Annotated in this window: 12 protein-coding genes; 5 read left to right on the top strand and 7 right to left on the bottom strand. The window is 67.8% G+C overall.

The window, feature by feature from the left end:
* Nucleotides 1-300 precede the first annotated feature (300 nt).
* From flgH to flgF, 4 genes are read right to left on the bottom strand one after another with little or no spacing between them, the layout of a single operon-like run.
* Complete coding sequence (flgH, locus tag WFK61_RS22680; protein ID WP_336814327.1) at nt 301-1,053, bottom strand: flagellar basal body L-ring protein FlgH; 753 nt, start codon at nt 1,051-1,053, stop codon at nt 301-303.
* An 18-nt stretch (nt 1,054-1,071) separates the two neighbouring features.
* Complete coding sequence (gene flgA / locus WFK61_RS22675; protein ID WP_336814326.1) at nt 1,072-2,118, bottom strand: flagellar basal body P-ring formation chaperone FlgA; 1,047 nt, start codon at nt 2,116-2,118, stop codon at nt 1,072-1,074.
* Nucleotides 2,119-2,131: 13 nt separating this feature from the next.
* Nucleotides 2,132-2,923: a flagellar basal-body rod protein FlgG gene (gene flgG / locus WFK61_RS22670; RefSeq protein WP_291652833.1), complete on the bottom strand. Its 792-nt coding sequence runs from the start codon at nt 2,921-2,923 to the stop codon at nt 2,132-2,134.
* A 21-nt stretch (nt 2,924-2,944) separates the two neighbouring features.
* Nucleotides 2,945-3,688 (bottom strand): flagellar basal-body rod protein FlgF, encoded by a 744-nt coding sequence (flgF, locus tag WFK61_RS22665; protein WP_336814325.1) that lies wholly within the window; start codon nt 3,686-3,688, stop codon nt 2,945-2,947.
* A gap of 285 nt (nt 3,689-3,973) precedes the next feature.
* On the opposite strand from flgF, the gene fliL reads away from it, so the two are divergent.
* From fliL to WFK61_RS22645, 4 genes are read left to right on the top strand one after another with little or no spacing between them, the layout of a single operon-like run.
* On the top strand, nt 3,974-4,474 hold the full coding sequence (fliL, locus tag WFK61_RS22660) for a flagellar basal body-associated protein FliL (protein WP_336814324.1): 501 nt from the start codon (nt 3,974-3,976) through the stop codon (nt 4,472-4,474).
* Between the two features lie 42 nt (nt 4,475-4,516).
* Nucleotides 4,517-5,644 (top strand): flagellar motor switch protein FliM, encoded by a 1,128-nt coding sequence (gene fliM / locus WFK61_RS22655; RefSeq protein WP_442896359.1) that lies wholly within the window; start codon nt 4,517-4,519, stop codon nt 5,642-5,644.
* 9 nt (nt 5,645-5,653) lie between these two features.
* The gene (locus WFK61_RS22650; protein WP_336814323.1) at nt 5,654-6,109 is read left to right on the top strand and encodes a DUF6468 domain-containing protein; all 456 of its coding nucleotides are present in this window, start codon (nt 5,654-5,656) and stop codon (nt 6,107-6,109) included.
* On the top strand, nt 6,106-6,897 hold the full coding sequence (locus WFK61_RS22645) for a MotE family protein (RefSeq protein WP_336814322.1): 792 nt from the start codon (nt 6,106-6,108) through the stop codon (nt 6,895-6,897). Before WFK61_RS22650 ends, WFK61_RS22645 begins: the two co-directional genes overlap by 4 nt.
* A gap of 97 nt (nt 6,898-6,994) precedes the next feature.
* Here WFK61_RS22645 and WFK61_RS22640 read toward each other — a convergent pair whose 3' ends face one another.
* Nucleotides 6,995-7,189: a hypothetical protein gene (locus WFK61_RS22640; RefSeq protein WP_336814321.1), complete on the bottom strand. Its 195-nt coding sequence runs from the start codon at nt 7,187-7,189 to the stop codon at nt 6,995-6,997.
* A gap of 568 nt (nt 7,190-7,757) precedes the next feature.
* Here WFK61_RS22640 and WFK61_RS22635 point away from each other — a divergent pair.
* Nucleotides 7,758-11,192 carry a hypothetical protein gene (locus tag WFK61_RS22635; protein WP_336814320.1) on the top strand — a complete coding sequence of 1,145 codons (3,435 nt, stop codon included), beginning with the start codon at nt 7,758-7,760 and terminating at the stop codon, nt 11,190-11,192.
* Between the two features lie 9 nt (nt 11,193-11,201).
* Here the strand turns inward: WFK61_RS22635 and WFK61_RS22630 are convergent, their stop codons facing one another.
* Both WFK61_RS22630 and WFK61_RS22625 read right to left on the bottom strand, forming a co-directional pair.
* Nucleotides 11,202-11,546 carry a lipid-A-disaccharide synthase N-terminal domain-containing protein gene (locus tag WFK61_RS22630; RefSeq protein WP_149128446.1) on the bottom strand — a complete coding sequence of 115 codons (345 nt, stop codon included), beginning with the start codon at nt 11,544-11,546 and terminating at the stop codon, nt 11,202-11,204.
* Nucleotides 11,546-12,289 (bottom strand): glycosyltransferase family 2 protein, encoded by a 744-nt coding sequence (locus WFK61_RS22625; RefSeq protein ID WP_336814319.1) that lies wholly within the window; start codon nt 12,287-12,289, stop codon nt 11,546-11,548. Before WFK61_RS22625 ends, WFK61_RS22630 begins: the two co-directional genes overlap by 1 nt.

Raw genomic sequence — 12,289 nt, 5'->3', positions numbered from 1 at the left:
CCAGCGTCATCACAACGCAAGGATGTCCCAAGGTCAACATGCCCGGCGTCAATTCAGACTGGGAGCAGGTCGTGCAGAGCGCCGATGCACCATCTGGTGCAAGCTGCTCCAGGTGAGATGGCTTCGAGGAGCCAAGGAAAGCCCCGCGTCGGGAGAACGCGGGGCTTCGGGCCGCCGGCTTTTTGAGCTTGGGGAGCGTGGCAGGCGGCCGGGATGGTGGCGGCTCGGGAGAGACCGCCGCCCGTGCGGCGCGGAGACAAGGGGGAGCGTTCCGCGCCGTCCGGGATTCCGGTGGAGAGGTCAGAAGGGCAGCAGGATATCCATCACCTGCTGGCCGTAGCGCGGCTGCTGGACATCGGTGATCTGGCCGCGGCCGCCATAGGCGATGCGGGCCTGGGCGATCTTGGTCGAATCGATGGTGTTGTCGGATTCGATGTCCTCGGGCCGGATCACGCCGGCGACGATCAGCTCGCGCACCTCGAAATTGACGCGGATTTCCTGCTTGCCCTCGATCACGAGATTGCCGTTGGGCAGGTTCTGGGTGACGACGGCCGCGACATTGGTCGCCAGCGTCTCGGAGCGGTTGACCGAGCCCGAGCCCTCGCTCGAGGAATCGGAATCGAGCTTCAGCAGCGAGGAAGCCTTGACGCCGTCGGCAAAGTACTTGTCGAGCTTGTTCTCCATGCCGAATGCGTTCTCGGCGCCGAGATCCTCGCCGTTCTTGCGGCTGCGCTTGGTGGTGTTGTTGAGCTGGGCCCGGTCGGTGACCTTGACCTTGACGGTGACGAGATCGCCGACATTGCGGGCGCGCTGATCCTTGAAGAAGGCGCGCGAGCCGGTGCGCCAGAGCGAATTCGGCGCGTAGGAGGCATGCGCCACCTCCGGCATCGGCATCTGCACCGGCTTGTAGCCCTTGGCAGCCGTCGGGTCCTCGATCGGCGAGAGCGTCGGCGCCTGGCCGACATTGGCGAGGCGATCACCGATGCCGCAGGCGCCCAGCGAGGCGGTCAGCAGCAGGAGGCCGGAAAGCTTGGCGAGACGGTTGGCGTACATGGCGGTTTCCACGAAACTTTACTGGGCGCTGGCGACGCGGCCGGCAACGGACGGCTGGACGGAGACCCGTCCGGGGCCGGTGACCTTGGCCTGCAGCACGCGCTTGGACTGGGGATTGGTGACGGAGACGACATCGCCCATCGCGCCGGCCTCGCTGGCCTTGCCGCGCAGGGTGATCAGCAGCCCCGGTGCCTCGTAGACGATGGTGACGAGGTCGCCCTTGCCGACGATCTCCTCGCGCTGGACGTCGCTGCCGCGCAGCGGCACGCCGGCGAGCAGGGCGCGGCGCGCCACCTTGTCGATGGCGGCGCGGACATCGCCGATGATCTCGCCGCCCTGCCCCTCGCGCGGGCGGCGCTCGACGGTGACGTCGTCCTTGCCGAGCGTCTCGCCGCGGGCGATCAGGCGCTTGGGCACCACGACCTCCATGGTCTCGACGAGCTGGCCGGAGATGCGCAGCGGCTTCAGACGCAGCGCCGTGCTGCCGGGCACCGCGAGCCGCGCCTGCAGGCGCCGGGAGCGGGCATCGAAGGAGAGATCGACCACGGTGACATCGCCGGTCAGCTCAGGCTCGACCGCGACGCTCGGCGCCCCGCCATCGATCGCCAGCGCGAAGATGCGGGCATCGACGCCGAAGCGCTCCTGCAAGCCGGCCTTCACGGCGGCTTCGAGGTCGAGCGCCGTGACACGGCGCGCGGCCCGCGTCACCACGACCTGGGCGAAGCCCTGGCTCTGGATCTCGCTGGCATCGCGAACGATGCCGGCGGCGCGGGCGGCCTCGACGATGCGGGCGACCTGGATCGTGCCGGTCTCGCCCAGTGCCGGCGCCCGGAAGGCGGCGGTCGCGGCAGCCTCGCCGGCAAGTCCGGGGATGAGGTCTCCGAAGGTGACGAGGTCGCGGCCGAGATTGATCTCGGGGCGCAGCTGGAGCTTGGAGGGCAGCATGGCGGCGGCGGGAGCCGCAACGGCCGAAGCCATCGCGACCGGCGCGGGCTGGGCCTGCTGCGGCGCGGCGAAGGCGGCGGTGCCGGAGAGCAGCAAGGCGACCAGGGACAGGCGGATCATGATGCTTGCCCCCTTAACCGCGGAACATCTGGGTCGTCGCCGACATCATCTGGTCGGCGGCGGTGATGACCTTGGAGTTCATCTCGTAGGCGCGCTGCGCGGCGATCAGCGAGGACAGCTCGGTAACCGCCTGGACGTTGCCTTCTTCGAGATAGTTCTGCTGCAGCGTGCCGAAGCCCTCGCCGCCGCCGAAGCCGTCGATCGGCTGGCCCGAAGCCGCCGTCTCGACATAAAGGTTGTCGCCGATCGACTCGAGGCCGACCTTGTTGACGAAGCGCACGAGCTGGATCTGGCCGAGCTGCTGCGGCGCAGTCTGCCCCGGCACCATCGCCTCGACGATGCCCTGCGCGTTGATGCTGACGCTGGAGGCGTTGTTCGGCACGGTGATGCCGGGCTCGACCTGATAGCCGTCGCGGGTGACGAGCTGCCCCTGCGCGTCGAGGTCGAACGAACCGTCGCGGCTATAGGTGGTGCGGCCATCCGGCATGCGGATGCGGAAGAAGCCCTCGCCGCGGATGGCGAGGTCGTAGGGCTTCTCGGTCGGGGTGATGTTGCCCTGGGTCATGACGCGGCCGGTCGAGACCGTCTTGACGCCGGAGCCGATGAAGGTGCCGGCAGGCGCCTGGGTGTTCTGGTCGGAGGTGGCCGAGCCGGCGCGCCGGAAATGTTCGTAGAGCAGATCCTGGAAATGGATCTGCTGGCGCTTGTAGCCGGTGGTCCGGACGTTCGCGATGTTGTTGGAGATGACCTGGACGTTCATCTCCTGGGCCATCATGCCGGTCGCGGCTGTCTGCATGGCGCGCATGGTGCGTGCTCCCTTCCGCTATCAGGCTTGCTGGTCGGCCAGGCGCGAGATCGCCCGGCTGCGCAGTTCATCGGATTTGCTGATCATGTTGGCGACGCTCTGGTAGTTGCGCTGCACCTCCATCAGGCGGGTCAGTTCGACCACGGCCTTGACGTTGGAGCGCTCGATCGCGCCGGGCTCCAGCCGCGCTTCCGGGCCGGCCGGCTGGGCAGCGACGGTGGAGGAGAACAGGTTGGTGCCTTCGTTCGCCAGCGTCGCCGGATCGGCGAAGCGGACCTGGCGCAGCTTGCCGCGCGTGCCCTGGTCGCTGCTCACGGTGCCGTCGGCGGCGATGCGCATGGAATGCTCGCTGGAGCCGAAGGCGATCGGCCCGGCTTCGCCCATCACCGGCAGGCCGGTCTGGGTCACGAGCCGGCCCTGCCGGTCGATATTGAGGGAACCGGCGCGGGTGTAGCGCTCGCCGTTCGGCGTCTGCACAACGAGGTAGTTGTCGCCCTTCAGCGCGACGTCGAGCGGGTTGCCCGTCATCTCCATCGTGCCCTGCGACAGATCGAGCGGCGTGCCCTTGTCGATGACATAGGACAGCGGCCTGTCGGCCGGCTTGAAGGCATCGGCCTTCGCGCCGGGCATGAGGAATTCGTTGAAGCGCGCGCTGCGCGCCTTGAATCCATTGGTGCCGACATTCGCCATGTTGTTGGCGATGACGTCCAGCTCGCGCGCCAGAGCCACCTGACGCGACAGGCCGATGAGAAGCGCGTTCTCCACGGCTCAACTCCCGATCTTGTCCCGCGGCAACCTCGACGCTCCCCAGCGCAGTCGCCACGGCCCAGTACCGGCAAGCGTCGTGCCAGCATGGTTAATCCATCTAAGCCACTGACATCATTGAATATCGTCATGGAGGCGCCCCCAGCCGCACCACGGCACAAGCTGCTGGAGCGGCAAGAAACGCCCGGCAAATTCTGCCGCCCTTAACGACGCGTTAACCGTAATTGGGGAAGGTGGCTCAAGGGGCGGCAGAACGCGGCCCGACGGCCCGGGACGCGTGACGAGATGGCGAAGAAAGCCAAGGCGAAAGAGGAAGGCGCTGCCGGCGAAGAGGCGCCGAAGAGCAAGAAGAAGCTCTTCATCATCATCGGCGGCGTGGTGCTGCTGGCGGCTGCCGGCGGTGGCGGCTGGTTCTTCCTGAAGAAGCCATCGCCCGAGCAGATCGCGGCCGCCGAGGCCGCCGCCAAGGCCAAGAACCCGATCGCCTTCCTCGACATGAAGGACATGATGATCAGCATGTCCAATGCCGGCCAGGACCGCCAGCCGGTCATGAAGATCAAGGTCGTGCTGGAAATCGCCGATGCGAAGGCGGCCGATCAGGTCAGGCCGCTGCTGCCGCGCATCGAGGACTCCTTCCAGGTCTTCATGCGCGAATTGCGCCCCTCCGACCTCGAAGGCTCGGCCGGCATGTACCGCCTGAAGGAAGAGCTGCTGCGCCGCGTCAACCTGACCGTCCATCCGGCCAAGGTCGATGCCGTGCTGTTCAAGGAACTGCTGGTGCAGTGAGCCGGATTCCGGCCCTGACCGCACCGAGATGACGGCGGAACGATGAGCACCGAGCGCGACAAGAATACGCCGAGCGACGAGCCGCTGACCCCGGAAGGGATGGCGGCCGGCTGGGCCACGATGCCCGACATCATCGAGGAGGATGGCGAGCAGGAAGGCGGTACCGACCGCCTGATGTCGCAGGAAGAAATCGACACGATGCTCGGTTTCTCCAGCGGCGACGACAAGGATGCCCGCAACGGCATTCAGGCGATCGTCGATTCCGGCTCGGTCGCCTACGAGCGTCTGCCGATGCTCGAGATCATCTTCGAGCGTCTGGTGCGCCTGCTCTCGACCAGCCTGCGCAACTTCTTCACGGACAATGTCGAGGTCACGCTGGAGAGCATCCGCTCGGTGCGCTTCGGCGACTACGTCAACTCGATCTCGCAGCCCGCGCTGCTCTCGGTGTTCAAGGCCGAGGAATGGGACAATTTCGGCCTCATCACCATCGAATCCGCGCTGATCTACTCGGTGCTCGACGCGATGTTCGGCGGCAAGCGCGGCCAGCCGGCGCCGCGCATCGACGGCCGCCCCTTCACCTCCATCGAGATCCGCATGGTCCGCCGCGTGATCGAGCTGGTGCTGGGCGATGCCGAGGCCGCCTTCAAGCCGCTCTCGCCGGTGACCTTCACGGTTGACCGCGTCGAATCCAATCCGCGTTTCGTCTCGATCTCCCGGCCCGCCAACGCCGCGATCCGCGTCGAGCTGAAGTTCGACATGGAAGGCCGCGGCGGCGCGCTGCACATCCTCCTGCCCTACGCCACGATCGAGCCGATCCGTGAACTGCTGCTCGAAAGCTTCATGGGTGAGAAGCTCGGGCGCGATCCGACCTGGGAGAACCATCTCGCGACGGAGGTCTGGCAGGCCGATGTCGACGTCACCTGCGTGCTCCACGAGACGCAATTGCCGCTGAAGCGCGTCATGAAGCTGGAGATCGGCGACACGCTGATGTTCGACGCCCGCCCGGACTCGATCGTCTCGCTGCGCTGCGGCGACTTCGTCGTCACCGAGGGCCGCATCGGCCGGGTCGACGACAAGATCGCGGTGCAGGTGGTCAACCCGCTCCGCCGTTCCAAGACGACGCTAGCGGCCTTCGACAGCCTCGCCAGCCATCTCGGCGCCACCACCTGAAGAGGACACATGACGATCAACCTCATCGCCGACGTGCTTGTTGCCTCGCTTCTCGTCGCCACCATCATCACCTGCTTCATCCTGACCAAGCGCATCGAGCGCCTGAAGGCGGACGAGGCCGGCATGCGCCAGACCGTCGGCGCGCTGATCACCGCGACCGACAATGCCGAGCGCGCCATCGCCGGCCTCAAGTCGACGCTCGGCGACTGCGACCGCACGCTTGAAGAGCGCCTGCGCACCGCCGAGCGCTACGCCGCCGATCTCGCCGCCCAGGTCGAGGCCGGTCAGGCCGTGATGGAGCGAATCGGCCAGATCGTCAGCGCCGCGACCCTGGTCGGCGCCAAGGAAGCCTCGGTCGAGGCCGCCGCCGTGCCGGCCCCGGTCTCCCGCCTTGAGAGCGCGGCCCAGTCGGCAGCCGCCATCCGTGCCCGCGCCGCCCGCCGCCTTGAGGAACAGGCTGCGTGATCGAACGGCCCCGCCTCCTGCCTGCAGTGATTCTCGGCGCCATGGGTCTCCTGGCGCTGAAGCTGCTTGCCTGGACGGCGGAGTCCACGCCCGGCCATATCCCGCCCAACGCGCCGCTGTTCGCGCAGACCGCCACCAAGAGCATCGGCAAGGCCAGGCCCGACATCTTCGATCCGGAGACGACCGGCTCCGTCCCCGCTCCCGATCCGAAGAAGGAGCAGGAGAAGAAGGAGGCCGAGGCCAAGCTGGAAGCCGCCCGCGCCGCCAACCCCAACAACAAGGCCGGCATCATCAACGGCACGGCCCAACCCGTCTCTCCCGCGGAGAAGGCGATCCTGGAGCGCCTCGGCGAGCGCCGCGAGGAGCTGGAAGGCCGGATGCGCGAGCTGGAGATGCGCGAGCGCCTGCTGAACTCCGCCGAGAAGAAGCTCGACGGCCGGGTCGGCGATCTCAAGGCGCTGGAGGAGAAGGCCGGCGGCCCGGCCGCCGCCAAGCCCGCCGCCGAAGAGGCCAAGGCGATCAAGAACCTCGTCATCATGTACGAAGCAATGAAGCCGAAGGACGCCGCGCGCGTCTTCGACCGGCTCGGCCTCGAGGTACTCGTGCCGGTCGTCCAGCAGATGAACCCGCGCAAGATGTCGGAAGTGCTGGCCGCGATGGCGCCCGACCGCGCCGAGAAGCTCACCGTCGCTTTGGCGACCAGCGGGCGCGGCGCAACCATCGAGCGCGTTGCGAACGAAGCCCCCCTGCCCGGCAACGAGCTCCCGGCGATCGCGCCGCAGCGCTGAAGACAGGAAGCAAGCCTCACTCCCGAGATACCCGGCTGGCCCGAAAACCAGCAGCGCGGCAAGCCAGGGCGTTGAGACTAGGAATTCGCGAGCGGCCTCAATAAATTCCGCTCAACGCCTGACCCGGCAGGGGATGGACCTTGCAGATCACCCGCGTCAGCGGCGAAGCGTGGCCCTTGGCCTTGATCTGATACATCGTGCTGTCGCCCCAGCCTGAGCCGTTCGGGGTGAAGCGGAAATAGCCTGTCCCCTTCTTCTGGATGACCCAGCCACGGGTTCTATCCCATTTCACGTCCTTCATTTGCCCTACGGCATAAAGGTCCACGACCGAGTGGCGCGAGTATTGAAAGAGCACGAGCTCATATTGTTTTGATGTAATCGATATTATTATATCGCCATCCTGATATATTCCTAGGACAGCAGTGTCAGGTGTTATCAAGACAAGGGAATCGTTTCCGGTCTTTATTCCGCCATGCCACTCGAAATTAGCTATCGCTCCCATTATGAAATCCGATCATCTCTGGGGTTTCAAGTCGCCATGAAAGCGGAATATGAAATCCAACTCGAATTGGGCCATCATCAATACGAATGAGGAATCCAAAATAAATCCAAAACCATCATTGGTATGGTGACGGCTTCTCAATGGCCGCCCGAACGGCCAGATCCCCGAGGCGAAAGCGGTCCCGCCGGTGGGGGCCTGCGTGGCTGTCGGAGGGGAAATGCCGGGAGAGGCGGCCGCCCGGCGCAGAAGCCACGGCCGTCCGCCCTCGCTGCAGCCGATGAGCCCGTTAAGATGCCATTATGGTTGACGCGCTAGCGTGCCGGAGGGCCGCTGCGTTCTCCGGGCGTGGTGAGGTCCAGTGTCGCGTTGGGTCGAGTATCACGGTTTGCGTCTGTCGCGCTCCCTCGCCTTCGGTATCGGGCTGGCCGCTCTTGCGCTCGCCGCCGGCCTGGAGACGCCTGCCCTCGCGGCCGGCGCGAGCCTGCGTGGCGAAGCCATGCCGGCCGGCTTCGGCCGCCTGTCCCTGACCTTCGACGAGCCCATCCAGACCCGCGTCCGCGTCGCCAACGGTGTGCTGATCGTCGCCTTCGGCGGCCAGGTTCAGGTCGATGTCGCGCGCATTGCCCGCGAATTGCCGAACTACGTCTCCGTCGCCCGCGTCGATCCCGACGGGCGCGGCATGCGCTTTGCGCTGACGCAGTCCTACAAGGCCAATCTGATCGAAGCTGGCGACAAGGCCTTCATCGATCTCCTGCCGCAGAACTGGTCCGGCGTGATGCCCGGCCCGCCGCCGGAGGCCATGGCGGAGCTGACCGAGCGCCTGCGCCTCGCCGAAGCGCGGGCGAAGGAAGCCGCGCGTCAGACGGCTGCCCCTCCGGCCATGCTGACGATGACTGCGGCGAGCCTGCCGACCTTGGAGCGCCTGATCTTCAAGGCCCCGGCGGAGACCAAGCTCGCCAGCAACCTGCAGGATGGCACGCTGAAGCTGGTCTTCGACCGGCCGATGAATGTCGAGGCCGGCGCGATCCGCAGTGCCCTGCCGACCGATATCGACCTCACCGGCCTCGATGCCGGCAAGGAAGCGCTGAGCCTGACCCTGTCCCTGCCCAAGGATTGGCAGATCCGCAGCTTCGACGACGAGACCGGGCTGGTCGTCGATCTGCTGCGCCCCGTGAAGCCGGAAGCGCCTGCACTCGCCGAACTCGCGAAGCCGCCCGCGCCGACGCCCCCTGCCCCGGCCGCGACGCCGTCAACCGAGCCTGCCGCGAAGCCCGCAGCCGTTCAGCCGGCCACGCCGGCCGTCCAGGCCGCCGTTGCAGCGCCCGCCGCCCCCGAAGTGCCGCCGGGTCCGGTCGCGATCAGCGCTGACGGCAAGCGCCTCGATTTCCGCTTCACCCGCCCCACGGGCGCCGCCGCCTTCCTCGATGGCAGCGTGATGACGCTGGTCTTCGACACCCGCGACACGATCGACCCCGCGAAGCTCGCCGGGGTGCTGCCCAAGCTGATCGAGGACAGCTCCGTGAGCCGCGAGGGCAAGGTCACCCTCGTGAAGCTCCGATTGGCCGGCCAGCCGCTGGCCCGCCTCTTCGACAACGGCCCGGCCTGGTCGCTCGACCTCGGCGAGGAGGCGGGCCGTCCCGCCGCTCCCGTCCAGCCGCAGCGCAGCATGGACGAGCGCGGCCAGACCATCGTCGCGGTGCCTCTCGCCGGGCTCACCGGCGTTCACTGGCTCGAAGCCGGCCCCGCCGGCCTGCCCGTCGCCGTCGCAACCGCGACCGGCCCGACCCGGCTCACGCCCAAGCCCTACCAGTTCGTCGAATTCGGCCTGCTCCCGACCGCGCAAGGCCTGGCCGTCCAGGCGCATGCCGACGACGTCGCCGTCCGCGCCGGCACGGAACATGTCCGCATCGGCCGCAGTGGCGGACTCAACGTCTCGCTCGATATCGGCGAGCCCGACCGCAAGGCCGAGGAGAAGGCCGCAAAGCAGGAGCTCGCGCCGCTGCTTGATGGCGACGCCTGGGCCAGGCTGCGCCTCGGCAACCCGCTCGAGCAGGCCCGCGCGTTGTTGCTCGACGTCACCGACGCCTCGCGCCGCCGCAAATCCGAGGCCCGGCTGGCGCTCGCCCGCTTCTATGCGGCCAACGGCCTGATGCCCGAGGCAGCCGGCCCGCTGAACGCCATGCTCGCCGACGACAAGGCGATGCGCGGCAATCGCGAGGCGCTCTTCCTCAGGGGCGTCATCGCCACCGGGATGCATCGCGACCAGCAGGCCCTGGCGGCCTTCGATGCCGATCCGATCAAGGACGATGTCGAGACCGGGCTCTGGCGCGCCCTGGTCGAGCAGCGCATGAACCGCAATGCCCAGGCACTTGTCGGCTTCCGCCGGGCCGAGGCCGTGATCGACCGCTACCCGGCCGACCTCCAGGGCATGTTCCGCGAAGCGACGGCGCGCGCCGCGCTGGCCCAGCAGGATATCGCCGTGGCCGAGCGCCAGATCCAGGCTCTGGCAGACATGCCGAGCGGCGCTTTCGATCAGGAACATCTCGCTCTGCTGCAGGCCCGGCTCGACGATATCGGCGGCCGCCCGGAAGTCGCGATGAACAGCTACAAGTCGCTCTTCGAGGCCAGGAGCCGCCCGATCGCCGCCGAGGCGCAATTGCGCGCCGTCAAGCTCGCCGATGCCGAGAAGCGCACCGACATCAAGGTCGACGAGGCCATCGCCCGGCTGGAGACGGTCTCCGTCATCTGGCGTGGCGGGCGGCTGGAGATCGAGGCGCTGGCCGAGCTCGGCCGGCTCTATGCCGACCAGCATCGCTGGCGCGACGCCTTCATGGTCGCACGCCGCGCGAACGAGACCTTCACCGACGATCCGCTGACCCGGCGCATGCATGACGAGACGGCCCAGCGCTTCGCCGAGCTGTTCAGCGGCAGCGGGCTCGGCAAGCTGCCGCGTATCGAGACGCTGGCGCTGTTCTACGACTTCAAGGAGTTCCTGCCGATCGGCCGGCGCGGCGACGAGATCACACGCCTGCTCGCCGACCGGCTGGTGGAGCTCGACCTGCTCGACCAGGCCGCCGAAATCCTGAAGTACCAGATGGACCGGCGCCTCACCGGCGCGGCGCGCTCCACCGTCGCGGCGCGGCTCGCCATGATCAACCTGATGAGCGGCAAGCCCGCCGATGCTGTCCGCGCGCTCCAGACGACGCGCCTCGTCGAGCTGCCGGCCGACGTCAAGCGCGCCCGCCTGCTGCTGGAGGCCAAGGCACTTTCGGACCTCTCGCGCACCGATCAGGCGCTGGAGATGCTGGAGGCCGAGCGCGGCCCCGAGATCGACCGCCTGCGCGCCGACATCTACTGGACCGGCCGTCGCTGGCGCGAGGCGGGCGAAGCTTATGAGCGCCTGCTCGGCGAAAGCTGGCGCGGCGACGGCACGCTCGGCGACAGCGAGCGCGCCGACGTGATGCGCGCCGGCGTCTCCTATGTGATGGCGAGCGAGAACCTGTCGCTCGACCGGCTGCGCAGCAAGTTCGCGCCGAAGATGGCGCGTGGCGCCGATGCCCGCACCTTCGCCTTCATTACCGGAGCGGACCGGACGCGTGCCGCCGACATCCGCGAGATGGCGCGCGCCACCGCGAATGCCGACACGCTTTCGGACTTCCTGAAGGCCTATCGCGAACGCTACCCGGCCTATGCGGCGCCGATGCGCCAGCCGCAGGCACCAGCCGCCGACAAGCTGCCCTCGCCCGCCGACGGGGCGGCAGCCGAGCCGGCGACGCCGCCCTCGCGGAGTTGAGACCCGGCTCTAGCCTGGACCGGAATTCGTGTCCTCGCCGCGCGCCTTGGCACGCAGGACGAATTGCAGGTTGCGGACATAGACGAAGACGCCGAAGCCCTGGCCGAGGATGAAGACCGGGTCGCGCCGGTAGAGCGCATACATCAGCAGCAGGGCGCCGCCGCCGATCGAGAACCACCAGAAGGTCATCGGCACGACCGAGCGCCCGGCCTTCTCGCTCGCCAGCCACTGCACGACGAAACGCATGGTGAAGAGCCCCTGCGCGACCACGCCGAGCAGGACCCACCAGTCGATATTGTTGACGAAGACGTCGTGGAAATAATTGCCGATGGTCTGCTGCAGGTCGATGAGCATCACATCGTCTCCGAGACGATCTGGGGCACGCGCTTGCGTCGGCGGATCAGCCACCACACGCCGGCAAGATCGAGGATACCCACCCAGAGCCGGTCGAAGAAGCCGTAATTCGAGACGCCGGTCAGCCGCGGCCGGTCGCGCACGTCGACATGCAGCACCTTGTGCCCTTCGCGCGCCATCAAGGCCGGCATGAAGCGATGCAGCGCGTCGAAATACGGCAGGGCGAGATAGGCCTCGCGGCGGAAGCATTTCAGCCCGCAGCCGGTGTCGCGCGTATCGTCCTTGAGGACGCGCACGCGCACGCCGTTGGCGATCTTCGACTGCCAGCGCTTGAAGCCGGTATCCTTGCGCCCGACGCGCTGCCCCTGCACCATCCCGGCCTGAAGCCCGGCCTTCTGCAGGGCCCCGACCATCTCTGGCAGGAAGGCGGGATCGTTCTGGCCGTCGCCGTCGAGCGTCGCGACGATCGCCGAGCGGGCATGGCGCACGCCGCTGCGTACCGCTGCGCTCTGGCCGCAGGACTGGGCGTGGGTGACGACGCGCAGCCAGGGCCGCGTCGCGGCGAGTTCGGCCAGCGCGGCCGCGGTGCCGTCGGTCGAGCCGTCATTGACATAGACGACCTCGAACGGGCCGATCGCCGCACAGGCCTTCTCGATATCGGCGACGAGCGGCGCGATGTTGCCGACCTCGTTGCGCACCGGCACGACGACGCTGAGCAGCGGATGGGAAGAGGGTTCGGTCAA

This window comes from Allobosea sp. MMO-172 (assembly GCF_037147855.1).
GTDB lineage: Bacteria > Pseudomonadota > Alphaproteobacteria > Rhizobiales > Beijerinckiaceae > Allobosea.
The sequence above is the reverse complement of the archived record's forward strand: the minus strand, read 5'-3'. Positions and strand labels throughout refer to the sequence as shown.